We start from the raw sequence: 22,643 nt of genomic DNA on the forward strand, positions 1-22,643 counted from the left end.
CCAGCAACCCACGCAATTCCCCGTGCTGCGCCGGCGGAAACACCACCGTCAATCCCGCTTTCGCCGGGGTGGCGCCGTACAGCCGCGCCGAGCGATCCGGCAGTTCATCAATCGGGCTCAACGCCGCCGCCAGCCTTCCTTCGAACAAGGCCAGTTGCGTGCGCACGCGGACGATTTCCTGCTGCAATTCCATCGCCCGGGCGGTTTTGTGGCCCTGGCGGTTTTTGTTGTGGGTGAGCTGGTTGCGTTCGCGGTTGAGGGTTTTCAGGTAGTCGCGTTCGCGCAGCACTTCCTTGATCGTGGCTTGCAGCGCCGCTTGTTCCGCCGGGGTGGACACGGTGAAGGTCACGCCGCTGGTTCGCGCGGCGTCGAAGACGCGCAGGCGCAGGGCTTTGGGCAAGCGCTGGAACAGTTCGTCGAGGTCGGGGATTTTCTCACCGGCAAGATCAAAACCTTCCAGCGCCCGGCTCAGGCCGAGGTTCAGCGCCGGGCTGTAGGTGTCCTGCACGGCATCGGCGAGGACGCGGCTGTGTGCGGGCAGATCGTCGAGGGCCGGCAGCTGCGGCTGCTCGATGCTCTGCAATTTGGTCAGCCAGTCCGGCAGGTTGTTGAACATCGCCATGCCGGCGTTGAACAGCGTTGAATATTGCCCGGCCTGTTCGGTCTGCAAGCGCAGCGGCAAGGTGTAAAACAGCGGGCGGGTCAGTTGCGGGTGTTGCTCGAGGTATCCGAGCATTTGTTCGTTGGCCGCGTCGCTGCGGCCGATGTCCTTGAGGCAGGCGTATTCGCTGGCGAGCGCCTGATCGATCTGCACTTGGCCGTCGAAATACCACGCCGAGCGATGGAAACGCCCGGCGCACAGCAGTTGCGCGCGGTCGGCGGTTATGCGTTCGAGCAGGCGATTCCAGCGTCCCAGGTTGTCGCGATGACTGTTCAGCACCTCGTCCATCGCCGGACGGTCGATCAGGTCGTTGATGCCGCGTTTGCCGCTGAGCAGCGGGCCGTCGAGCACGTCTTTCATGCGCCGGCTCTGGTCCTTGCCGAGCTCGACCAGTGTGCTCAGATGACGCTCGACGAATTCGGCGGGGGCTACTTCGAGAAAATATTCGCGGGTATAAAAGCGTCGATCCGCCTCGGCGGTGACGCGAGCGTGCGCGGTGAAATCCGGGGTGACGCCGTCGAAACGGTTCAGCGCCAATGACTCATCCAGTGCCTTTTCGCGCTGTTGTTGCAGTTCAGGTCGAGCCTGAGTATCGGTCGGGACAACCTCACCACCTTTGTTCAAATACTCAAGCAATGCGTGCCGGGTATTTTCCCGATCCGGTTCGGGCAATTGCTCCAGTTCAGCGAACAATGCCTGGGCGCGCGGATCGTCACTGGCCTTGGCCAAAGTGTCGAAATCCTGAGCGCCCAACTGGCTCAGCGACTCGATGTAACTGGCCAGCAGATAGTCGCGCTCGTTGTTGTCGGTGTTGCTCCACTGCTCGATCCAGCCGACCACCAGGTCCTGATAATCAGCCAGATCGCGCATCACCCCGAGGTCGTCGTTGACCAGCAGAAACAGCGTGTCGTCCTGATATGGTCCGCGCACCCGCCCGAGAAATTCGCCGATATGCGCCTCGCGAAAACGTCGCGGGTTTTCCCACAGATAGGGCTCACGCTCGTGCTCCGGCGCGTCGCTGACCTGCACCGCCGGCATCCGCGTGGCGTCCGCCTCGGCCAGCGGTTTCGCTGTGCAGGCCACTTCCGCCAGCCACTGTTTGGCCTGGGCCACGGTGAGCAGATGCTCGCCGCCGATCAGACAATGCACCGGGCCGAGATCGACCGCCTGCATGAAGTGCTCGCGCTCCTCCGCGCTGTCCAGCACCTGTCGGCACTTCGCCGCGCTCAACTGCACGTCGGCGAAGGTCACGTAGAGGGTGCTTTTACGCGAGAAGATCAAAGCCGGACGTTCTTCGATGGCGCTGCGCTGCTCCTCGCTGACGCTTTTGCCGCGATGCAGCAATGCGCTGATCACGCCGTCGAGCACGCGATATTCGTACAGCTCAGCGCTGAGACTGTCGACGATGTACAGCCAGCCATCGCGCAAACGGCGGATGCCCATGGGACGCGTGGTCAGGATGTAAGGCAGCGTGATTTCGGTGCTGGGGTCGAAGGGTTTTTCCACCAGGCCGTACGCAAGGGGCAGCAGTTGCACGTGGGTGTTGCGCAAGGGGCAGGCGGCGGGACCGATGATCGGGGCTTTGGACGCGGCGGCTGCCGCAAGGTCGGCGGGATGGTTCATGGTCGGACTCTTTCAGACGCCCATTGGCGGGCCATTGAAACGGCCAGCGTCAAGCGCTCACCGATCGGTTGCAGGGAGGGCTCGTGTAGCAAGTGCTGGATCTGCGGATGCTCATCCGGATCAGCGCCGTTGAGAGAGGCGACAAGGTTGGCGAAGTAAAGCCATTCCGATTGGCTGCTCAGGTCGAGCGCGCTGGCTTTTGCCTCGATTTGTTCCAGAAGCATCCAACGTTCAGCGATGGTTTCCCCGGTATGAAACCGGGGAAAATATTCAAGCAAATACGCATCGACTTGTAGCAACACCCGCCGCCGATCCACCCGATCCAGCGCGGCATCCTGCTCGAGACTCAACTGATACGGCACCACCAGCGCCCCACCCTGCCCGTGCCGAGGTCGCTGACAGTGCCAGACTCCCCGCGCGCCATCCGCCGTGACCACACACCCCAGCGGCCCGAACAGACTCGCATCGCCGCTGGCAAACAGCGCCTGCGCCACGGCGGCATCCGCCAGCCGCAACAACACCGGCGAGCCGACCGGCAACTCGACGATCAGCAACTGACGCAAGTGCGCGACGATTTCATGCGCCGGCGCGGTGCTGAACAACAGCACGCCCCATTCCTGTTGGGCGTGCTGGCGATAAAACCGCGCCACCGGATCGTCAGCGTCAGCGAGCGCCACCAGCAGCGGCGATACCTCACGCAGGGCCGAAAATGGTGGCTGGTCGTACAGCGCGAAAGCGTTGGCGGCGGGATCGAGCCTTCGCAGTTGCGCCGGTAAATCCGTGATCGTCGCGCCGTCGAGCAGCACAAACGCCTGCTGCTCAGCCCACGGCAAACCTTCAGGCCAATCCGTCAAAAGGCTCATGCCTGGGCTGCCTCGCAGATCAGGCAACGCGAGGTCCGCGTGGTCAGCAGCGCATGCCGTTGCTGCACGGCATCGAACGTCGCCTTGAGCAACGGCGCGGCCCCCGGCAGCAAGGGTTCCGCTGGCAGACACACCGTCGGCGCCCCGCCCTGCACCACCGGCACACTGCTGAAAATGCCGGCGGCGCCGACCGTCAGCCAATGCCCGCCAGCAGCCAGGGTGATCTGCAGGCCGCTGTTGAAAACCACCTGCTCGCCCGCGCCGAAATGCAGCTGCTGCGCCGCACTGACACGCTGGCTGGCGACCCGCACATGCTGCTCGCCCTGCACCCACAGATGATCGTCCTGCTTGAGTTCAGTCAGGCGATTGCCATGGGTCAGATGATGTTCCTCGTCGCGCAACTCAAGGCTGGAAACGCCGCCAATCACTTGGCTGTGCAGGTTGTCGATCTGCACACGCAAGTCGTTGAGCACGTGCTGCACCAAGTCGCGCTGCGCCCTGATGGAGATTTCTTCCGCGCCTTGCCGGTCCTCGATGCGCAGTTCGTTGTAACCACCGCCACCGGGACTGCTCTGGCTGCGCCAGATACTGCGCGTCTGTTGCGCCGGCAGGTCCAGTGGCACCGGGGTTTCGGCGTTGGGCAGGCAGGCGAGCACATGCGGTTTGTCCGGATCGCCATCGGTGAAGCCCACCAGCACTTCCATACCGACGCGAGGAATCTGCACGCTGCCGTAGCGGTCATGTGCCCAGGCAGTGGCCACGCGCAGCCAGCAACTTGACTGTTCATCACGCTGGCCGTCGCGATCCCAGAGCATTTGCACTTTCACCCGGCCGTAGGCATCGCTGTAGATTTCTTCGCCGGGCGGGCCGGTCACCACCGCCAGCTGACTGCCGCTGACGCGCGGTTTGACATGCCTGAGCTGCGGGCGAAACACCACGTCCCACGGTGTCGCGACGAAATGGTTGCGATAGCCCTGACTGAAACCATCTGCGTCAGCCTGCTCGGTGAACGCTTCCTCGAGCACTTGCGGCTGTTTGCCGATGTGCTCGACCTCGGTCAGCAACCATAAATCGTTGCAGTCGGCGCGCGAGTAATCCGCCATGGTCATGAAACTGCCGCCGCGCATCAGCGCCTGATTGCTGCGCCCGTTAGCCAGACGATAGTCGGCACCATGGCGCTCCAGCGCACGCTGGCTGAGGTGCTTGCCGCGCTCGCGATGGGTGAACTGCCCGGGAAACTCATAATCTTCCAGCAGCGGAACTTGCGCTGCACTGACCTTGGCGTCCAACTGCACTGCGGGCTTTTCGAAGTGATAGTCGCGGCGCTCGACGAGGTTGGAGCGTGGCTCCAGGCGCACAGTGAACTGGTCGATAACCGGCGCATTGGCAACCAGGCCGTTGCCCTGCACATAGCGCGTCGTCACGTCGTGTTTGAGGAACGCCGTTTGATCGTCGCCGAACACCAACAGGTGCGCCTCACGGCGGTGGCGGAAGTGAAAGTGCAGGCCCTCCTCTTCGCACAGCCTCTGGATGAAGTGCAGATCGGATTCCTGGTATTGCACGCAATACACCCGCGCCGGGTACTCGGCGCTGAGCTGAAAATGCCAGGCATCGGCCTGCATACCGTGATCGCTCAACACATTGGCGATGATCTGCGGCACGCTCAGGTTCTGGAAAATCCGCTGATTGCGCCGATGCGCGAGGTAGGCAAGATGTGGCGCCAGGGTGATCTGGTAACGGCTCAGCCGAACACCGCAATCACCTTGGCCGACCCGATAGACCAGCCCGTGCATGCCGCTACCGTCGGCACCGAAACAGAGAAAGGCCGGCCGATGCAGCAAGCCTTCCAGATCCAGATCGGGGCGCTCGCTGACCAGCTCGAGATCCAGTTCGTAGGTCTGGTTGAGCACTTCCCGGGTGCGAAAACCGAACACTTGAAGATCGTGGGAAACGCCTTCTATCTCGAGAGTGAAAACAACGGGCCTGCCAGCGATGCGCATCCACCTGTCCCTGTGTCTGAGTGAAAGACGGGACTGTGCTACGGTGCACTGCAATGGGTGAAGTCAGACCTTTCCCTGTTTTGCCGGTCTGCGAGCGAAAAGGACGTGGCCCACAGAGAAACGGCCGGGATCCTACGGAAATGATCCCGGATCCTATGCCTTTCCCCTGTGGTCAGGGCAGCAAGATGATCTTGTCGCCCCCCCCCTGATTGACCTCTGCATAGCGCGCCGGCCCTTCAGCCAGTGGCACCTCCACCAGGCCCTGCGGCAGTGGCAAGCGATCCTCATCGAAGAAGCGCCCGAACTGCTCGAGCATCGCCGCGCACGCCTCAACGCCGTACAACAACGAGTTGATCCCGACCACCGAGCCGCCCTTGCGATACAGCGCCAGCGCCGGCAATTGCACGTGGCCGTCGACCGGCGCGGCGATGATGGCGATGCGGCCGAAGGTGGCCAGTGCCGCCACCGAGGCCGGTAGCCAGAAACCGGTGGTGTCGAAGATCACATCGGCGCCGCCGCGATACACCGCGTTGACCTGGGCACCGAGGTCTTCTGGCTTATCCAGTTGAATCGTCTGATAGCCCTGCTGCTGCAGATCGGCGACCTGCTCGGGCCGGCGCGCCGCCGCCAGCAATTGCGCGCCGCGCACTTTTGCCAGGGCCAAAGCCGCCGTGGCCACCGCCCCGCCGCCAATCACCAGCAAACGCGTATCGGCGCTGACCAGGCTGCGTTCCAGCGCATCCCACGCCGTGGTGTACGGCACGCCAAGGCTGGCCGCCTGAGCGAAACTCAAATGCACCGGTTTGTGCGCCACGCCGCTGGCCGGCAGTTTGACGAATTGCGCATGGGCGCCGTCGGCGAAGAAGCCCAGCTCGCGCCCGGTACCCCAGACTTCCTGACCGATCAGTGCTTGCGGCCCCTCGACCACCACCCCGGCAAAATCCCGCCCCGGAACCCGTGGCAGCGTGGTGTAAGGAAAACGCCCGAGGACGTTTTTCACATCGCTGGGATTGAGGCCGGCAGCCTTGATCTGCACCAGCACTTCATCGGCGCCGGGCACCGGGGTCGGAACGTCGACGAAACGCAGGGAAGACAGGTCGCCGGTCTGATCGAATTGCAACGCTTTCATGGGCACATCCACCGAAAGGAAAAAGGGAAATTCAGGACAACCAGCCAGCGACCAGTTGCCGGCCCAGCGGCCACAACTGCTCACCGGCCAACATGCCGAGCAGACCGATTAGCGCGATCGCCGGTGGTGCGGGAGAACGGAAATCGAGCGCGCCATAGAGCAGGCCGACGCCCAGGCCGATGGCCAGAGAAATGAGGTAGTTCATGGGGGAACTCCGCCGCGATAAGTGATGGGCAGAGTCTAGGGAAACGGGCGGAGCGGCATCGGCCAAGGACTTCTGAATTTCGGACAAACCTTCTGCAGCCGCCATCGAACCGTGTGGGAGCGAGCCTGCTCGCGAATGCGGTCTTCCAGTCAGCACTTCATTGCCTGGTGCAAAGCTTTCGCGAGCAGGCTCGCTCCCACATAGATCTGTTCAAGTTGCCGAGAATTGCGAAGGCGCCACCCCCAGCTCTCGGCGAAACATGTCGCTGAAGCTGCTCGGTGAATAACCCAGTTCGCGAGCAATGACGCTCACCGCCACGCCCTGAATCAACGCTGCCACCGCCGTCGCCAACTGCACCTGGCGCCGCCATTCGGCGAAGCCCATGCCGAGGCTGTCCTTGAACAACCGCGCCAGGGTACGCACGCTGGCCCCGGCGTTCTGCGCATGCTGCTCGAACGGGATCTCCAGCGACGGCGCGGCCATCACGGCCTGACACAGATTCATCAGACGCCGGTCGGACTCATCCGGCAGCGGAATCTTCAGTTGCGAACGCCTGGCCCGGCGCAGTTCCAGCAACGCCAGCCCGACCAGTGCCTCGTAATACTCGGCCTCGCCGGCATCGCCCTGCGCCACCAGCCCGACGATCAACTCGCGCAGCAACCCGCCGACTTCGATCACCTGAACCGTCGCATCCAGGGTCGCCGCCAGCGCCGGGCGCAGGTAGATATTGCGCATCTGCAAATCCGACACCACACGAATCCCGTGCGGCACTCCCGGCGGCAACCACACCGCCCGCTGCGGCGGCACCACCAGCGCTTCGTGCGGGGTTTCGACCCACATCACCCCGCTCATCGCATACAGCAACTGCCCCCAGACATGCTCGTGCGGCTCGATGAACAAACCACGCGGATAGGTTCGCGCCAGCGGTTGCACGGGCACATCGGTGTCGGTCAGATCAGGGGGCGCGGCGAGGGCCATGGCGAGCGTTCACAGGGGGGTTGGCGAAGCCGCCATGGTAACCAGCCTGCCCCGCCCTCGCCAACGATAGCTACCGTCGGACAATCCGAATGAATTTTCCCGGCACAGCGCGATCCGTTTAATACCACAGGGAGGAATTCGGGCTTTATGAACAACGCAAAACTTTACGTCATCGACTACACACTGCATGGCACCCCCAAGTCGTTCATTATCCGCTCGGACAAAATGGACAATGCCGAAGCCTGGCATTGGGCAAGCTGCGACGCGGGCGTGGGTCGCATCCCGCGCTTCGGTCGCGAGAAAGTGCAAAAGACCAGCAAACCGATGGCAGAAAAATTCGGCCTGGAAAACGTCACCTGGCGCCAGACCAACTGACCCCACCGCCCTCACCGCAGGCTTGGCAATCGACAGGGGGAATCGACCGATGACCGACACTTATCACCCGGCCCGACTGGACTACGGCCTGACCACCTTCTTCGGCCAGATCACCAAAACGGTGAATTGCCAAGTCGCACTGGAAACGGTCGCGGATGACCCTTATCGCTTCACCTTGTGCGTCCAGGCACCGGTACCCGAAGACCTCGACCAAGCGAAGATTGTGGTGGTCAAAGTCGAAGGGCGAACCTTGCAAGGCACGGTGAGGCACTTTGAGCGACAGGAAGACGACAGTCTGAAAATGGAAGTGGAGCCTGATTAGGCTCCACTTTTTTTTGCCGTGCTTATTTCGGATGAGCGCAACCGCAACCCTTCATCGCACACTCTTCACCGTGTTTGTGGTGATGAGCGCAAGCCTCGCAGCAATAGTGTTTGCCGTGCACAGCGTAGGAATGTTCGCCTTCTTTGATCGTGCAGTTGCAGCCCGGGCAGTCGCATTTTTTGTCGGACATGGGACAGACTCCTTGCGTGGTGGTTGTCTGAGGCTTGCGAGCAAGCCATAAGGGACAGTGTAGAAGGTGGTGTTACAGGCTGGCCAACTGTTGAGAGATTGGGCGACCCAGAGATGTCTCTCGCGAGCAGGCTCGCTGCCACAGGGGTTAACCGCACAAAGCAATGAGCGTTAGCTCAAGTAGCTTTTGATCTTGATCTCAGAGCCCGTCGGCAGGCTGAGCGGAGGGCAACACCCGCAGCACCGGATATGTGCACAGTCAAACAAATAAAATCACTGCGCCTGCCGCGAACTCCGATACATAAACACCAAAGCCACCGCCAAACACACCATCGCCAGCATCCGACTCGGAGACAAGCCGATCGCCGGATTTCCCAACCAGCCAAAATTGTCGATCAACATCCCCATCCCCAACTGCCCGACAATCACCGCCACCGTCGCCACAGCCGTCCCGACCACCGGCACCGCGCCAACCATCACCATCATGTACACCACGCCGAACAGCGCCCCGGTCAACTGCCACTTCGGCACCTCAAGCAGACTCACCGCCTGCGCCGGCTCGAAAAACAGAATCAACAACCCGGTCACCACCGCGCCCACCGCAAAGGTCAGCAGACTGCTACGCAGTACCCCCACCGTCTCACCCAGACGCCCATTGATCGCGGCCTGCACACTCAACACCGCACCGGCCAACACCACCACCGCCAACAAAATCACCAGACCCATCACTCACCCCCGCGCAATCAGAACCAAAGCCACCACAATCAAGCCCAACGCCAGCCAGCGCTCGCCGTTGACCTTCTTGCGCGTCGCGCCGAACCAGCCGAAATGGTCGATCAGCACACTCTTGCCGACCTGACCGGACAAAATCGCAATCATCGTCATGGCGATGCCGATATGCGGCGTCGCCAGCGTCAGCACCACCACGTAGATCGGCCCGAGAAACCCGCCGATCAACTGCCAGCGCGGCAGTTCGGTCAACGCCGGACCTTTCTGTGGGCCGGCGAACAGCAGGAGCAAAAACAGAATCGCCGAACCCACACCGAAGATGCTCAACGTCGCCCACAAATGCCCGACCTGCTCACCCAGCGGCCCGAGCAAACCGGCCTCCACCGACAAGCCCATGCCAGCGAGAATCACCAGCGGCAGCAACAGCAGACGCAACACCGATCTTTTCACCGGTGCAGCAACCACCTCTTCATCCAACGTCTGCATACATAACCTTCCACGCTCGAAAACAATGGCGCGGATTATCGGCTGGCGCCGCTGTGCGATAAATGGGAGCATCCGGACAACACTTTTGCGCAATACGCACAGCGAGACATGGCATGCACGGGCTCAACGAACTCGGATTCAAAGCGTTAAGGCTGTTTTTGGCGGTCCTCGACCACGGCAGTTTTTCCGAAGTCGCCCGCCGCGAAGGCGTCGCGCCCTCCTCCATTTCGCGGCAGATCCAGTTGATGGAACAGGCGCTGAACCAGCAATTGCTCTACCGCCACACCCGCGCCGTCACCCCGACCGAAGCCGGGCGCACGCTCGGCCACCATGCGCGGTTGCTGTTGGTGCAACTGGAAGAAGCCGAACAGGCGTTGCAGGAACAGCAAAGCGAACCCACCGGACTGGTGCGCATCAACGCGCCAGTGGTGTTCGGCCAGCGCCATCTGACGCCCTGGCTGGGCGAGCTCTGCGCGCGTTATCCGAAGCTGCAACTGGATATCCAGCAAACCGACCATTACGTCGATCCGTTGCAGGAAGGCGCCGACCTGCTGTTTCGCATCGGCGCGCTGCACGATTCGAGCATGCAGGCACGCATTCTGGCGCCGCACCGTTTTCAGGTCGCCGCCAGCCCGGCCTACCTCAAACGCCACGGCACGCCGCAGCACCCGGACGAACTCGCGCAGCATCAGTGCCTGGCCTATAAAGGCGCGGCCGGTCAGCAGCGTTGGTTTTTCCGCCGTGATGGCGAGGACTGGACGCCGTACACGGTCAGAGGCCCAATCACCGGCAACCACGCCGACACCCTGACCCAGGCCGCCCAGCAAGGCCTCGGGCTGGTGATGTTTCCGTCGTGGCTGATTGGCGAAGCGGTACGCGAGGGCACACTGGTGCCGGTGCTGGGGGAATATCAGGTGTCGAACAGCCTGGAACCGCAGCAGATCGCCGTGCTGTGGCCGGGGAGCCGACGGTTGTCGGTGAAGGTGAGGACGGTGATTGATTTTTTTGTCGAGTGCTTTGGCGAAATTCCCTATTGGGACAGAGCCTGAAGATCAAGAGCCCCTCACCCTAGCCCTCTCCCTGAGGGAGAGGGAACCGACCGAGGTGTCCCACCTACTGCATCGACCTGAAAAACCGCGTCGATTATGGATTCAAAGCAGGACTTTCAGGTCGGCGTAATCCCGCAATATTCTCCAATCGGTTCCCTCTCCCTCTGGGAGAGGGCTAGGGTGAGGGGCTTTTCAGGCCATCAGATACGGAACTGCCCGACCAGCTTGCCCAACCGCTGGCCCAGCTCCGCCAGACTGCGCGACGTTTGCGCGCCCAGTTGCGTTTCATCGGCGACGCTGTCCACCGCCACGGCAATCTGATGCACGCTGCGGTTGATCTCTTCGGCCACCGCCGTCTGCTCTTCCGCTGCGCTGGCGATCTGCGCGTTCATCGAGTTGATCGTCGCGATCAACTGCGCCATGGCGTCCAGCGATGCGCCAGCCTGATTGGCTTGCTGGGACGTGCCATCGCCGGCCTCGCTGGAACGCCGCATCGCTTCGACCGCCTGCTGCGTGCCGGCCTGCAAGCGGTCGATCATGCCCTGGATTTCCTGAGTGCTGATCTGCGTGCGGCTGGCCAGTGCGCGTACCTCGTCCGCAACCACCGCAAAGCCACGACCGGCCTCACCGGCGCGCGCCGCTTCGATCGCGGCGTTGAGCGCCAGAAGGTTGGTCTGCTCGGCAATCGAACGAATCACGCCAAGCACGCCGACGATCGAACTGACGTCCTGCTGCAAGCTGTCCAGCGACACGCCGCTGTTGCGGATATCGTCGACCAGCGCATGAATCTGCTTGATGCTGCCCGCGACCACGCGCTTGGCGCTCTGGCCTTCTTCGTCGGTCTGCTGCGCGGCGACGGCGGCGTTTTGCGCGCTCTTCGCCACTTCCTGGGCGGCGGCGGACATTTGGTTGATCGCCGTGGCGACCTGATCGGTTTCGTGGCGTTGACGCTCCATGGCCTGATCGGAACGCTGCGCCTGTTCCGAGACCTGGGTGACCAGCCCGGTCAGTTGCGTGGTCATCTCGGTGATCTGCCGCACCAGACCGTGGATCTTGTCGACGAAACGGTTGAACGAGCCGGCCAACTCGCCGAGTTCGTCCTGGCTGGTGATGTTCAGGCGCCGGGTCAGGTCGCCCTCGCCTGCCGCGATGTCGTCAAGGTTGGCTTTCATCAGGGTCAGCGGGCGCAGAATGGTGTTGGCCAGCAGCATGCCCGCCGCCGCGATCACCAGCAGCACCAGCACCGCAACGCCGACAATGCTCAGCACCACGCCTTGCACGCGCTCCTGCACTTGCGCCTCGACCTGCGCCACTTGTGCTTCGATGCCGTCGAGGTTGACCGAGGTACCGACCGCCATGTCCCACTTCGGCAGGTATTCGGTGTAGCCGAGTTTCGGCACCAGCACCTTGGCGTTGCCCGGCAGCGGCGAGCTGTATTGCAGATAGTGAGTGCCGTCCTTGGCCACCTTGACCAGGCCGAGGTTGACGTAGACGCCGTTCGGATCGCGGTTGTCCTTGAAGCTTTTGCCCACGCCGTCGGGGTCGTTGGCCTTGAACAGACGCACGGTCTCGGAGTCGTAGCCGAAGAAGTAGCCATCCTTGCCGTAGCGGATGCCCGAGAGCAATTTGATCGCCTGCGCCCGCGCCGCGTCGTCGCCCGGTGCGGCGGCGTCGTAAAGCGGTTTGATCGTGGTCATGGCCACGGCGACGTAACTTTGCAGGGTGGCCTTGGCGTCGCTGAGCAGCCGCTCGCGGGTCTGTTCGACCTCCTTGCGCGCCTGTTCCTGGAGGATGAACAGCGTGGTCACGCTGATGACCAGCGCAAAGAGCAGCACCGGCAGAACGGCAAGGGACAGGACTTTAGCCTTGAGACTCAGGCGCATCGGGGGACTCACTCTTTTGATTTTGTTGGCGTGGTTAAAGGCTTTAACGGCACGCCGGAGCAAAAGTTGAGTCCGGGAAATACCCAGGCCCCTGTGGGAGCGAGCTTGCTCGCGAAGGCGTCGTCTCAGTCGCTGCAACTGCGACTGATCCACCGCTTTCGCGAGCAAGCTCGCTCCCACAGGGGTTGGTGGGGCGTTTAGAGAACCATCGCCGCCACCCAGCCAAACACCAGCAGCGGCAGGTTGTAGTGCAGGAAGGTCGGTACGACGGTGTCCCAGATGTGGTGATGCTGGCCGTCGATGTTCAGACCCGAGGTCGGGCCGAGGGTCGAGTCCGAGGCCGGCGAACCGGCATCGCCCAGCGCGCCGGCAGTGCCGACGATGCAGACGATGGCGATCGGGCTGAAGCCCAGTTGCACGCACAACGGCACGAAGATCGCTGCGAGAATCGGCACGGTGGAAAACGACGAACCGATGCCCATGGTCACCAGCAAGCCCACCAGCAGCATCAACAAAGCCCCGACGCCTTTGCTGTGATTGATCCAGGCCGCCGACGATTCGACCAGCGTCTGCACCTGCCCGGTGGCCTTCATCACTTCGGCAAAACCTGAGGCGGCGATCATGATGAAGCCGATCATCGCCATCATCTTCATGCCTTCGGTGAACAGATCATCGGTCTCGCGCCACTTGACGATGCCCGACACCGAGAAAATCAGAAACCCGACCAGAGCGCCGATAATCATCGAGTCCAAGAGCAACTGCACCACGAATGCCGAAGCGATGGCCACACCGGCGATCATCAGGCTCAGCGGGTTGTAGTGCACCGCCGTCTGCTCGACCTGTTCGATCTTCGCCAGGTCATACACGCGCTTCTTGCGATAGCTGATGAACGCCATCGCCAGGCCGAAAACCATGCCCAGTGCCGGGATACCCATGGCGTGGGTGACATTGATGCCGCTGATGTCGACGCCGCTGCGCGCGACGTTGGCCAGCAGGATTTCGTTGAGGAAAATGTTGCCGAAGCCCACCGGCAGGAACATGTAAGGGGTGATCAGGCCGAAGGTCATGACACAGGCGATCAAACGGCGATCGAGTTGCAGCTTGGTCAGTACATATAGAAGTGGCGGCACCAGCAGCGGAATGAAGGCGATGTGGATCGGCAGAATGTTCTGCGAGGCAATCGCCACCACCCACAGCAGGCCGATCAGCAGCCATTTGACGTTACCGCCGCCGGTTGCATGCTGCCGATCCACCATGGCCAGGGCCTTGTCGGCCAGCGCATGGGCCAGGCCGGATTTGGCAATCGCCACGGCGAACGCGCCGAGCAAGGCGTAGGACAACGCCACGGTCGCGCCGCCGCCCAGGCCGCTGTTGAACGCCTTGAGTGTTGCGTCGATGCCCAGACCGCCGGTCAGGCCACCGACCAGCGCCCCGACGATCAGCGCGATCACCACATGCACGCGCGACAGGCTGAGGATCAGCATGACGCCGACGGCTGCTATGACTGCATTCATTTCACTACCTCAAAAAACACTGCGGGTGAAAACACACCGCCAGACAGGATGAGTCCGCCCGGGGTTGGCCGGCGGAGGTGTACAGAGGGTCTTGTTAGAGGGCGCGCACTGTGCCGCAGAGTGGCGGCGGTGTCAAAGCCCCGTGGCGAGGGGATTTATCCCCGTCGGGTGGCGAAGCCGCCCCCGGCAAACTTCAAAACAACGCTATACGCAGGTGTCACGACTGCTTCGCAGCCGAACGGGGATAAATCCCCTCGCCACAAGACCACCGGACCACAGGACCACAGGACCACAGCACTACAGCACTACAGCACTACAGCACTACAGGACTACAGGACCACAGGCCCCCCATGCGGCAATCGGTCATATTGCGCTCACGGCATAAAGAAAGCCGAAACGCGGCCGCTACAGTGCAAAGTCTCAGATATTTATCGGATAAGGATGTTTTCCATGTCGCTCAGACAACTTTCCATCCAATGGAAAATCACCCTGCTCGCCGGCCTCTGCCTGGCCGGTATCGTGACCCTGTTGGTCGGTCTTTCGCTGTATCGCATGGAACACAGCTCGGCGCTGGTCAAGGCCTCGAGCATGGAGATGCTCACCGAGTCGGCGCAGGCGCGGATCGAGTCGCAAGGTGAAGTGCAGGCCGCCGGCATTCGTCAGCAATTCATGGACGCCTATCAGTACGGCCACGGCTTCTCGCGGCAGGTACTGTTTTTGCGTGAGCAGGCCGAGAAGCGTTTTCTCGATGCCTTCGATCTGCGCGAGGACATGACCCGTCAGGTCAAATCCGCGCTGCAAGCCAACCCGGACCTGCTCGGCCTGTCGCTGGTGTTCGAAGCCAATGCACTGGACGGCAAGGACGAACTGTTCGCCGATCAGGCTGAACTGGGCAGCAACGACAAGGGCCGTTTTGCCCTGTACTGGTCGCAGCCGACCCCGGGCAAAGTCACCTCGATGGCGCTGCCGGAAAGCGACATGAGCGACACCAGCACCGGCCCCAGCGGTCAGGCCGCCAACGCCTGGTTCACCTGCCCGCGCACCACGCTCAAACCGTGCGTGATCGAGCCGTACTTCTATGTCATCGACGGCCACAAAGTGCTGATGACCAGCATCGTCTTCCCGCTGCAGGTCAACGGCAAAGTCATCGCCTCGCTGTCGGTCGACATCAATCTCAACAGCCTGCAAGCGATCAGCCAGAACGCCAGCCGCAAACTGTATGACGGTCAGACCGCCGTCAGTATTGTCAGCCCCGCCGGCCTGCTCGCCGGTTACAGCCCGGATGCCGGCAAACTCAGCCAGCGCCTGGATGCGGTGGATCAGGCCAGCGGCAGCGAGTTGCTGCGCCTGCTCGCCGCGAGCACTGGCGTGAGCAGCCTGCACAGCAACGGCCAGTTGAAAGTGCTGTCGCCGTTCCAGCCGATTCCCGACGGACCGGCGTGGGGCGTGTTGCTCGATGTGCCGGAGAAAGTCCTGGTCAGTCGCGCCGAAGCGCTCAAACAGCAACTGGATGCGAGCAATACCTCGGGCACACTGATCGAACTGAGCCTGGGCCTGCTCGCCGCGCTGATCGGCCTGCTGCTGGTGTGGCTGATGGCGCGCAGCGTGACCAAGCCGATTCTCGGTGTGGCGCACATGCTTGAAGACATCGCCAGCGGCGAAGGCGACCTGACCCGGCGTCTGGCCTATGACAAGCAGGACGAGCTTGGCCAGTTGGCCGGTTGGTTCAACAAGTTCCTCGACAAGTTGCAGCCGATCATTGCCGAGGTAAAACGCTCGGTGCAGGACGCGCGCAACACTGCCGACCAGTCCTCGGCCATCGCCACTCAGACCAGCGCCGGCATGGAGCAGCAATATCGCCAGGTCGATCAGGTCGCCACCGCGTCCCACGAAATGAGCGCCACTGCCCAGGACGTTGCACGCAGCGCCGCGCAGGCCGCCGAAGCTGCCAAGGACGCCGACCGCGCCACCCGTCAGGGCCTGACCGTGATCGACCGCACCACCGCAAGCATCGACACCCTCGCCGCCGACATGAGCGCAGCGATGGTTCAGGTCGAAGGCCTGGCTGCCAACAGTGAGAAGATCGGCACGGTGCTGGAAACCATCCGCGCCATCGCCGAGCAGACCAACCTCCTGGCACTCAACGCCGCCATCGAAGCCGCCCGCGCCGGTGAAGCCGGACGCGGTTTTGCCGTGGTTGCGGATGAGGTGCGCAACCTTGCGCGCCGCACTCAGGAGTCGGTGGAGGAAACCCGCCAGGTCATCGAGCAATTGCAGAACGGCACGCAGGAAGTGGTCGGCTCGATGGGCAACAGCCATCGTCAGGCCCAGGGCAGTGTCGAGCAGGTGGGCCAGGCCGTGACCGCGTTGCGGCAGATCGGCGATGCGGTGACGGTGATCAGCGACATGAACCTGCAAATCGCCAGCGCTGCCGAAGAGCAGAGCGCAGTGGCTGAGGAGATCAATAACAACGTGGCGACGATTCGCGATGTGACCGAATCGCTGTCCGGACAGGCGAACGAGTCGGCGCGGGTCAGTCAGTCACTCAACAGCCTGGCGAATCAGCAGCAGCGGTTGATGGATCAGTTTCGGGTCTAGAATCCACCGCAAACCCAATGTGGGAGCGAGCCTGCTCGCGAAAGCGTCGTATCAGTCAGCGAACATTTATCTGACAGATTGCATTCGCGAGCAGGCTCGCTCCCACAGGGGATGTAGGGTGTTTTGGCAATTAGCGCTTAGGCAGTTCAATCACCACTTTCAACCCGCCCCACTCGCTTTCGCCCAACACCAGCAAGCCACCCCACGTATCGACGATATCCCGCACGATCCCAAGGCCGAGCCCATGCCCGTGGGTCTGCTCATCCAGTCGCGTGCCACGGCTGAACACCTGAGTGCGCTGCTCTTCGGGAATCCCCGGGCCGTCATCTTCCACGCTCAGGGCAAAGCCGTCTGACCTTTCGATCACACTCAAGCGCACCTCGGCATCGGCCCATTTGCAGGCGTTGTCGAGCAGGTTGCCGAGCAGTTCGAGCAAGTCCTCGCGGTCCCACGGCAGTTGCAAACCCGGCGGTGCGACGTAGCTCAAGGCCAGATGCTCGCCGTGAATCATGTTCAGCGTCGCCAGCAACCCCGGCAGCTCGGCATCGCAATCGAACAACGCGCCGGGTAGCGCATCCCCCGACAACCGCGCGCGATTGAGTTCGCGATTGAGGCGCTGCTGCACCTGTTCCAGTTGTTCCTTGAGAATCCTGCGCAGCTCGGGATGCTCATCGAGCTTGTCGCTGGAGGCGAGGCTGAGCAGCACCGCCAACGGGGTTTTCAGCGCGTGACCAAGGTTGCCCAAGGCATTGCGCGAGCGCTTGAGGCTGTCTTCGGTGTGGGCAAGCAAATGGTTGATCTGCGCCACCAGCGGCTCCAGTTCCACCGGCACCTGATCGTCGAGTTGCGAGCGCTGGCCCTGCTGCAACTGAGCGATCTGCTCGCGCGCGCGTTCCAGCGGTTTCAGCGCGCGGCGCACGGTCAGGCGTTGCAGGAACAGAATCAGCAGCAACGCCGCCAGCCCCAGACCGAGGCCGATCTGGCGCATGCGCTGGAAGCTGTCGCTGACCGGCGTGTAATCCTGGGCGACGCTGATCGAGATCGACTGACCCAGGCGCCGATAGTCCGAGCGCAGTATCAGCAAGCGTTGCCCGCCCGGGCCAAGTTGCAGGTTGCTGTGCAGCCCCGGGTGTTGCAGCAGCGGCAGTTCCTGATCCCACAGCGAGCGCGAACGCCAGTGGCTGTCGGAGAAATCGATGCGAAAGTAATGCCCGGAAAACGGCCGCTGATAGGCCGGCGAGAGATGCCGCTCATCCAATTGCAAACCTTGCGGGCCGCGCACCAGCGCCACCAGCAGGCTTTCGCTGTCGTTGCGCAGGCCGGCTTCGAGGTAGCGCTGCAAACCGACTTCAAACAACCACAGGCTGGTTTGCGCCAGTACCAGACCGACGATCACCATCACACTGATCAAACCCAGGCTCAAACGGCGCTGGATTGATCTCATGAAGCTTGCCCGCCGAACAGGTAACCCTGACCGCGACGGGTTTCGATCACGCTTTTGCCGAGCTTGCGCCGCAGGTGATTGACGTGGACTTCGAGGACGTTGGAGTCACGCTCGGTCTCACCGTCGTAGAGGTGTTCGGCGAGGTGGCTTTTCGAGAGGATCTGTTCCGGGTGCAGCATGAAATAGCGCAGCAGACGGAATTCAGCGGCGGTCAGCTGAATGTCGGCGCCGTCGCGAACCACGCACTGGCGGCCTTCGTCCAGATGCAGGCCGGCGGCTTGCAGGGTCGGCTGGTTGGCCTGGCCCTTGGAGCGGCGCAACAGTGACTGAATGCGCAGGTACAGCTCTTCCGGATGGAACGGTTTGGTCAGGTAATCGTCAGCGCCGGCCTTCAGCCCTTCGATGCGCTCGGCCCAGGAATCGCGCGCGGTAAGGATCAGCACCGGAATCACCAGACCGGCGGCGCGCCACTGCGCCAACACCTCCAGCCCCGGCACGCCGGGCAGGCCGAGGTCGAGGATGATCAGGTCATAGGGCTCGCTGCTGCCCTGATACACCGCGTCACGACCATCGGCCAGCCAATCCACCGCGTAGCCTTGGCGTTGCAGGCCGGCGAGCAATTCGTCGGCCAGCGGTACGTGGTCTTCCACCAGAAGCAAACGCATCGATCAATCTTCCTTGTCTTTGACTAACTCGCCGGTATCGGCCTTCAGGTGCAGCTCGCGCGCCACGCCTTCGACCGTCAGCAATTCGACTTCGTAAATGTACACGTCGTGTTTTTCTTCCAGCTCGACTTCCAGCAGTTTGGCGCCGGGGTAGCGATCCATGGCCTGCTGCAGCACTTGCTCCAGCGGCAGGATCACGCCATCGCGACGCAGGGCCAGCGCCTCGTCCTGATCGAGGTCGCGAGCCATGGCCGTGCTGCACAACAACACCAGCGCCAGCGCCGTCAGGCGGGTGGCGCGACTATTCAGCTTCATTACGTATCCTGATGATCCCTGAGCACTTCACCATCGACCGCGTTCAACTCCAGATCCCACTTCAGCCCTTTCGGGTCGCGCAGTTCGATCTGGTAAATGAACTTGCCGTACTCTTCCTCCAGCTCGGTTTCGGTGATTTCCGAACCGGGATGTTTTTCCAGGGCGATGGCGTTGAGCTTCTCGAAGGAAACGATAGTACCAGCGTCGCGCAAACGAAGCGCTTCGTCGGGTCCGAGATCGCGCGCGTATGCGGTGCTGGCGGTGAGGCAGATGATCGAGGCAGTGGTCAGGGCAGTCAGGGTTTTCATGGGTGTCTCCGAATTCTTATATGTTGCTTACGGTGGGCACCATAGCGGGGTCAACTTAACTGAAACTGAATGGCCATCATTGTGCCCCCTCAGTCCGATCGTTCCCACGCTCCGCGTGGGAATGCCTCAAGGGACGCTCCGCGTTCCAATGGGACGCAGAGCGTCCCCGGCTGCATTCCCACGCAGAGCGTGGGAGCGATCTGTACGCCGTCGTCGCGGGCCCTCCCACAGGATTCGGCGGTGTGCTTATAATTCCCAGCTTGCTAACGATCGAGACCGGTATGACCGCCATCCACATCAAGTTTCCCGCCCTCACCCTCAAGGCCGGCCCACGGGCCATGGCGCGGATTCGTGCGCAGGGATTGCACGCCGCGGACGTCGGCACCCTGCCCGGTGCGGCCGGTGGGCCGAAGGCGTTGGGGATTCAGGGGCTCGATCTGGCGTTGTTCGGCGAGTGGCTGCCGAGTGCGCCGCGCGAGCGTTCGCTGATCGGCGCCTCGGTGGGTTCCTGGCGCTTCGCCAGCGCCTGCCTGCCGGACGCCGCCGAAGGCATTCGCCGCCTCGGCCAGCTCTACGCCGAGCAGCATTTCAACAAAGGCGTGAGCATGGCCGAGATCAGCCAGAGCTCGCAGCGCATGCTCAATGATCTGCTCGACGGCCGCGATGCGAGCATCCTCGAAAACGCCGGTTACCGACTGAACATCATGGTGGTGAAAAGCCAGGGCCGCCTCGCCGAAGACCATCGCGGACGCCTCGGTCTGGCGCTGGGCTCAGTGATCGCCGACAACCTGCGCGGTCGTGCACGTCTGTCGCGGCACTTCGAACGGCTGATCATCCACGACCCGCGCCTGGCGCCGCCGCTTGATGCCTTGACCGATTTCCCCTCGCGTTTCGTTGCCCTCAACACCGGCAACCTGCGCCAGGCCCTGCTCGCTTCCGGATCGATCCCGATGGTCATGGAAGGCGTACGCGACTTGCCCGGCGCCGGCGCGGGTACGTTCCGCGACGGCGGTTTGCTCGACTACCATCTCGACCTGCCCTACAGCGGCGACGGTATCGTGCTCTATCCGCACTTCACCGATCGGGTGATTCCCGGCTGGTTCGACAAGACCCTGCCCTGGCGCCGCGCTTCGGTGCAGCGTCTGCAAGATGTGCTGCTGGTCGCGCCGTCGAAGGAATATCTGGCGCGCCTGCCCTACGGCAAACTGCCCGACCGTAACGACTTCAAACGCTTTATGGGCGATGCGCCGAGCCGGCAGAAATACTGGCACACGGCGATGGACGAGAGCCGCCGACTGGGCGACGAATTTCTCGAGCTGACGGCCAATGGTCGCCTCGTCGACCGGTTGCTGACCCTTTAGTCAGCACGGCCAAAGACAAGCTGATAAACTCGCCGCCTGCCCGAATCGCTGCGGCGAACGCCATCTGAACAGAGCCGAAAATACCGTGGAAATCTTCAAAGAGTTTACTTTCGAATCCGCCCACCGCCTGCCGCACGTCCCGGACGGCCACAAGTGCGGACGCCTGCACGGCCACTCGTTCAAGGTCGCGCTGCACCTGAGCGGCGACCTCGATCCGCACACTGGCTGGATTCGCGATTTCTCCGAGATCAAAGCGATTTTCAAGCCACTGTATGAGCGTCTCGACCACAACTACCTGAACGATATTCCCGGCCTGGAAAACCCGACCAGCGAAGTGCTGGCCAAATTCATCTGGAACGAGATGAAGCCATTGCTGCCGGAACTCAGCGCGATCCGCATTCATGAGACGTGCACCAGCGGCTGCATCTATCGCGGCGAATAGCAACAAACATCTCCTGCCAAAGCCATCGCCGCTGCCCTCATGCGCTTCTTCTGACCCAACATTATTCCCCCTGACACCGATCGTTCCCACGCTCTGCGTGGGAATGCCTCAACGGACGCTCCGCGTTCGGCTTTGGAATGGGACGCGGAGCGTCCTGGGCTGCATTCCCACGCAGAGCGTGGGAACGATCAGATCGTCCGATCGCGGCCCGAGCCTTCGGCAGCTCCTACATTGGGCTTCGGTGTGTTCGGGTGCACCGTTTTCGCGCCTGACTTCGCCGTGTCGTCTATACATACCCGGCCCGACCGCGCTTGGCACGACCGCTGCAACCCTTCTGCGTCTTCCCCTTCCAGCAAGGACTGCCCCATGACGCAGAACGCCTCCGGCAACGATTACCCGCTCAGTGAAGTCCCCATGCACGCGCGCAAAGGCCTGGCCTCGACGGCGATGGTGTTACTGGGCTTCACGTTTTTCACCGCGACCATGTTTGCCGGCGGCAAGCTCGGGGTCGCGTTCGGTTTTGCCGAGATGATGACGGTGATCATCGTCGGCAACCTGCTGCTCGGTCTGTATGCAGCAGGGCTGGGTTACATCGCCTTCAAGAGCGGCCTCAATTCGGTGCTGATGGGCCGCTTCTGTTTTGGCGAAGTTGGCAGCAAGCTCAGCGACCTGATCCTCGGCTTCACCCAGATCGGCTGGTACGCCTGGGGCACGGCGACGGCAGCGGTGGTGATCGGCAAGTATTTCAATCTCGATGAAACCACCGTGCTGGTCCTGATGGTGCTGTTCGGTCTGGGTTTCTGCGCTACGGCGTACATCGGTTATCGCGGCCTGGAAATTCTCTCGTACATCGCGGTGCCGGCGATGATGTTGCTGCTGATGCTGTCGATGTGGGCAGCGACCGTGAAAGTCGGCGGTTTCGAAGGCTTGCTCAGCGTGGTGCCGACCGGTTCGCTGGACTGGTCGACGGCGATCACCCTGGTCTTCGGCACCTTCGTCAGCGGCGCGACCCAAGCCACCAACTGGACGCGATTTTCGCGCTCGGCAAAAGTCGCGGTGCTGGCCAGCCTGATCGGTTTTTTCATCGGCAACGGCCTGATGGTGCTGATCGGGGCATATGGCGCGATCGTCTATCAACAGCCGGATGTGGTTGAAGTGCTGCTGTTGCAGGGTTTCGCCATGGCCGCAATGGCCATGCTGTTGCTGAACATCTGGAGTACGCAGGACAACACCATCTACAACTTCGCCGTGGCCGGCTGCAACCTGCTGCGGACCGGGCGGCGCAAGACCGTGACCCTCGGTGGCGCGGTGATCGGCACCCTGCTCGCCCTGCTCGGTATGTACGACATGCTGGTGCCGTATCTGATCCTGCTCGGCACGGTGATTCCGCCGATTGGCGGGGTGATCATGGCTGATTTCTTCTACCGCTGGCGCGGGCACTATCCGCGCCTGGCCGACGCACGGTTGCCGGCGTTCAACTGGCCGGGGCTCGGGGCCTACGGGG

General features: G+C 62.3%; 22 protein-coding genes. 7 read left to right on the forward strand and 15 right to left on the reverse strand.

Annotation, left to right across the window (positions count from 1 at the left end):
- The 6 genes from J5M66_RS25795 to J5M66_RS25820 all read right to left on the reverse strand — a co-directional run.
- Positions 1-2,284, reverse strand: a 2,284-nt coding sequence (locus J5M66_RS25795) for a toxin VasX (RefSeq protein ID WP_347709595.1), incomplete at its 3' end; no start/stop codon positions are given.
- On the reverse strand, positions 2,281-3,147 hold the full coding sequence (locus J5M66_RS25800; protein WP_123442060.1) for a DUF4123 domain-containing protein: 867 nt from the start codon (positions 3,145-3,147) through the stop codon (positions 2,281-2,283). The genes J5M66_RS25800 and J5M66_RS25795, both read right to left, overlap by 4 nt.
- Positions 3,144-5,147 (reverse strand): type VI secretion system tip protein TssI/VgrG, encoded by a 2,004-nt coding sequence (tssI, locus tag J5M66_RS25805; RefSeq protein ID WP_123442059.1) that lies wholly within the window; start codon positions 5,145-5,147, stop codon positions 3,144-3,146. The genes J5M66_RS25800 and tssI overlap by 4 nt, the downstream gene beginning before the upstream one ends.
- Positions 5,148-5,319: 172 nt before the next feature.
- On the reverse strand, positions 5,320-6,276 hold the full coding sequence (locus tag J5M66_RS25810; RefSeq protein WP_123442058.1) for a zinc-binding alcohol dehydrogenase family protein: 957 nt from the start codon (positions 6,274-6,276) through the stop codon (positions 5,320-5,322).
- Between the two features lie 31 nt (positions 6,277-6,307).
- Positions 6,308-6,481 (reverse strand): DUF1427 family protein, encoded by a 174-nt coding sequence (locus J5M66_RS25815; protein WP_123442057.1) that lies wholly within the window; start codon positions 6,479-6,481, stop codon positions 6,308-6,310.
- Between the two features lie 210 nt (positions 6,482-6,691).
- Positions 6,692-7,459, reverse strand: coding sequence for a helix-turn-helix transcriptional regulator (locus J5M66_RS25820; RefSeq protein WP_024013509.1), 768 nt, complete (start codon positions 7,457-7,459; stop codon positions 6,692-6,694).
- 147 nt (positions 7,460-7,606) lie between these two features.
- Here J5M66_RS25820 and J5M66_RS25825 point away from each other — a divergent pair, with 147 nt between their 5' ends.
- Both J5M66_RS25825 and J5M66_RS25830 read left to right on the forward strand, forming a co-directional pair.
- Positions 7,607-7,834 carry a DUF6555 family protein gene (locus J5M66_RS25825; RefSeq protein ID WP_016775403.1) on the forward strand — a complete coding sequence of 76 codons (228 nt, stop codon included), beginning with the start codon at positions 7,607-7,609 and terminating at the stop codon, positions 7,832-7,834.
- A 49-nt stretch (positions 7,835-7,883) separates the two neighbouring features.
- Positions 7,884-8,156 carry a hypothetical protein gene (locus J5M66_RS25830; RefSeq protein WP_123442056.1) on the forward strand — a complete coding sequence of 91 codons (273 nt, stop codon included), beginning with the start codon at positions 7,884-7,886 and terminating at the stop codon, positions 8,154-8,156.
- Between the two features lie 22 nt (positions 8,157-8,178).
- On the opposite strand, the gene J5M66_RS25835 is transcribed toward J5M66_RS25830, so the two are convergent.
- From J5M66_RS25835 to J5M66_RS25845, 3 genes are all read right to left on the reverse strand, one after another.
- The gene (locus J5M66_RS25835) at positions 8,179-8,346 is read right to left on the reverse strand and encodes a metallothionein (protein ID WP_016775405.1); all 168 of its coding nucleotides are present in this window, start codon (positions 8,344-8,346) and stop codon (positions 8,179-8,181) included.
- A 272-nt stretch (positions 8,347-8,618) separates the two neighbouring features.
- Positions 8,619-9,071 carry a DMT family transporter gene (locus J5M66_RS25840; protein ID WP_016775406.1) on the reverse strand — a complete coding sequence of 151 codons (453 nt, stop codon included), beginning with the start codon at positions 9,069-9,071 and terminating at the stop codon, positions 8,619-8,621.
- 3 nt (positions 9,072-9,074) lie between these two features.
- A complete protein-coding gene (locus J5M66_RS25845; protein ID WP_123442055.1) occupies positions 9,075-9,560 on the reverse strand; it encodes a DMT family transporter in 486 nt (161 codons plus the stop codon).
- Between the two features lie 113 nt (positions 9,561-9,673).
- Between J5M66_RS25845 and J5M66_RS25850 the strand changes: the two genes are divergently transcribed.
- On the forward strand, positions 9,674-10,609 hold the full coding sequence (locus tag J5M66_RS25850; protein WP_207809393.1) for a LysR family transcriptional regulator: 936 nt from the start codon (positions 9,674-9,676) through the stop codon (positions 10,607-10,609).
- Between the two features lie 200 nt (positions 10,610-10,809).
- On the opposite strand, the gene J5M66_RS25855 is transcribed toward J5M66_RS25850, so the two are convergent.
- Together J5M66_RS25855 and J5M66_RS25860 are read right to left on the reverse strand one after the other, a co-directional pair.
- Positions 10,810-12,492 carry a methyl-accepting chemotaxis protein gene (locus J5M66_RS25855; protein ID WP_024013512.1) on the reverse strand — a complete coding sequence of 561 codons (1,683 nt, stop codon included), beginning with the start codon at positions 12,490-12,492 and terminating at the stop codon, positions 10,810-10,812.
- Positions 12,493-12,689: 197 nt separating this feature from the next.
- A complete protein-coding gene (locus J5M66_RS25860; protein WP_024013513.1) occupies positions 12,690-14,006 on the reverse strand; it encodes a Na+/H+ antiporter NhaC family protein in 1,317 nt (438 codons plus the stop codon).
- Positions 14,007-14,456: 450 nt separating this feature from the next.
- On the opposite strand from J5M66_RS25860, the gene J5M66_RS25865 reads away from it, so the two are divergent.
- Positions 14,457-16,604 carry a methyl-accepting chemotaxis protein gene (locus J5M66_RS25865; protein ID WP_016775410.1) on the forward strand — a complete coding sequence of 716 codons (2,148 nt, stop codon included), beginning with the start codon at positions 14,457-14,459 and terminating at the stop codon, positions 16,602-16,604.
- A gap of 130 nt (positions 16,605-16,734) precedes the next feature.
- On the opposite strand, the gene J5M66_RS25870 is transcribed toward J5M66_RS25865, so the two are convergent.
- Genes J5M66_RS25870 through J5M66_RS25885 form a run of 4 tightly spaced genes read right to left on the reverse strand, consistent with a single transcriptional unit; the run spans position 16,735 to position 19,336 of the window.
- On the reverse strand, positions 16,735-18,048 hold the full coding sequence (locus tag J5M66_RS25870) for a sensor histidine kinase (protein WP_123442051.1): 1,314 nt from the start codon (positions 18,046-18,048) through the stop codon (positions 16,735-16,737).
- A complete protein-coding gene (locus J5M66_RS25875) occupies positions 18,045-18,713 on the reverse strand; it encodes a response regulator transcription factor (RefSeq protein ID WP_207809390.1) in 669 nt (222 codons plus the stop codon). Before J5M66_RS25875 ends, J5M66_RS25870 begins: the two co-directional genes overlap by 4 nt.
- Before the next feature lie 3 nt (positions 18,714-18,716).
- Positions 18,717-19,028 (reverse strand): PepSY domain-containing protein, encoded by a 312-nt coding sequence (locus J5M66_RS25880; protein ID WP_016775413.1) that lies wholly within the window; start codon positions 19,026-19,028, stop codon positions 18,717-18,719.
- Positions 19,028-19,336 (reverse strand): PepSY domain-containing protein, encoded by a 309-nt coding sequence (locus J5M66_RS25885; protein WP_024013515.1) that lies wholly within the window; start codon positions 19,334-19,336, stop codon positions 19,028-19,030. Before J5M66_RS25885 ends, J5M66_RS25880 begins: the two co-directional genes overlap by 1 nt.
- 281 nt (positions 19,337-19,617) lie before the next feature.
- On the opposite strand from J5M66_RS25885, the gene J5M66_RS25890 reads away from it, so the two are divergent.
- The 3 genes from J5M66_RS25890 to codB all read left to right on the forward strand — a co-directional run.
- Complete coding sequence (locus J5M66_RS25890) at positions 19,618-20,697, forward strand: patatin-like phospholipase family protein (RefSeq protein WP_207809389.1); 1,080 nt, start codon at positions 19,618-19,620, stop codon at positions 20,695-20,697.
- An 85-nt stretch (positions 20,698-20,782) separates the two neighbouring features.
- Positions 20,783-21,139, forward strand: a complete 357-nt coding sequence (gene queD, locus J5M66_RS25895) for a 6-carboxytetrahydropterin synthase QueD (protein WP_007915588.1) — start codon at positions 20,783-20,785, stop codon at positions 21,137-21,139.
- A gap of 366 nt (positions 21,140-21,505) precedes the next feature.
- A partial coding sequence (gene codB / locus J5M66_RS25900) for a cytosine permease (RefSeq protein ID WP_207817513.1) occupies positions 21,506-22,643 on the forward strand: 1,138 nt, incomplete at its 3' end.

Origin of the sequence: Pseudomonas sp. 67(2021) (genome assembly GCF_017491835.1) — a bacterium.
Taxonomy (GTDB): domain Bacteria; phylum Pseudomonadota; class Gammaproteobacteria; order Pseudomonadales; family Pseudomonadaceae; genus Aquipseudomonas; species Aquipseudomonas atacamensis.

Excerpts from the sequence above, each read along its gene's own strand:
- J5M66_RS25845 (WP_123442055.1), bottom strand. The coding sequence starts at position 9,560 with ATGCAGACGTTGGATGAAGAGGTGGTTGCTGCACCGGTGAAAAGATCG.
- J5M66_RS25800 (WP_123442060.1), bottom strand. The coding sequence starts at position 3,147 with ATGAGCCTTTTGACGGATTGGCCTGAAGGTTTGCCGTGGGCTGAGCAG.
- J5M66_RS25810 (WP_123442058.1), bottom strand. The coding sequence starts at position 6,276 with ATGAAAGCGTTGCAATTCGATCAGACCGGCGACCTGTCTTCCCTGCGT.
- J5M66_RS25830 (WP_123442056.1), top strand. The coding sequence starts at position 7,884 with ATGACCGACACTTATCACCCGGCCCGACTGGACTACGGCCTGACCACC.
- J5M66_RS25835 (WP_016775405.1), bottom strand. The coding sequence starts at position 8,346 with ATGTCCGACAAAAAATGCGACTGCCCGGGCTGCAACTGCACGATCAAA.
- J5M66_RS25860 (WP_024013513.1), bottom strand. The coding sequence starts at position 14,006 with ATGAATGCAGTCATAGCAGCCGTCGGCGTCATGCTGATCCTCAGCCTG.
- J5M66_RS25865 (WP_016775410.1), top strand. The coding sequence starts at position 14,457 with ATGTCGCTCAGACAACTTTCCATCCAATGGAAAATCACCCTGCTCGCC.
- J5M66_RS25855 (WP_024013512.1), bottom strand. The coding sequence starts at position 12,492 with ATGCGCCTGAGTCTCAAGGCTAAAGTCCTGTCCCTTGCCGTTCTGCCG.
- J5M66_RS25885 (WP_024013515.1), bottom strand. The coding sequence starts at position 19,336 with ATGAAAACCCTGACTGCCCTGACCACTGCCTCGATCATCTGCCTCACC.
- J5M66_RS25850 (WP_207809393.1), top strand. The coding sequence starts at position 9,674 with ATGCACGGGCTCAACGAACTCGGATTCAAAGCGTTAAGGCTGTTTTTG.
- J5M66_RS25870 (WP_123442051.1), bottom strand. The coding sequence starts at position 18,048 with ATGAGATCAATCCAGCGCCGTTTGAGCCTGGGTTTGATCAGTGTGATG.
- J5M66_RS25890 (WP_207809389.1), top strand. The coding sequence starts at position 19,618 with ATGACCGCCATCCACATCAAGTTTCCCGCCCTCACCCTCAAGGCCGGC.
- J5M66_RS25880 (WP_016775413.1), bottom strand. The coding sequence starts at position 19,028 with ATGAAGCTGAATAGTCGCGCCACCCGCCTGACGGCGCTGGCGCTGGTG.
- J5M66_RS25840 (WP_016775406.1), bottom strand. The coding sequence starts at position 9,071 with ATGGGTCTGGTGATTTTGTTGGCGGTGGTGGTGTTGGCCGGTGCGGTG.
- tssI (WP_123442059.1), bottom strand. The coding sequence starts at position 5,147 with ATGCGCATCGCTGGCAGGCCCGTTGTTTTCACTCTCGAGATAGAAGGC.
- J5M66_RS25875 (WP_207809390.1), bottom strand. The coding sequence starts at position 18,713 with ATGCGTTTGCTTCTGGTGGAAGACCACGTACCGCTGGCCGACGAATTG.
- J5M66_RS25820 (WP_024013509.1), bottom strand. The coding sequence starts at position 7,459 with ATGGCCCTCGCCGCGCCCCCTGATCTGACCGACACCGATGTGCCCGTG.
- J5M66_RS25815 (WP_123442057.1), bottom strand. The coding sequence starts at position 6,481 with ATGAACTACCTCATTTCTCTGGCCATCGGCCTGGGCGTCGGCCTGCTC.
- J5M66_RS25825 (WP_016775403.1), top strand. The coding sequence starts at position 7,607 with ATGAACAACGCAAAACTTTACGTCATCGACTACACACTGCATGGCACC.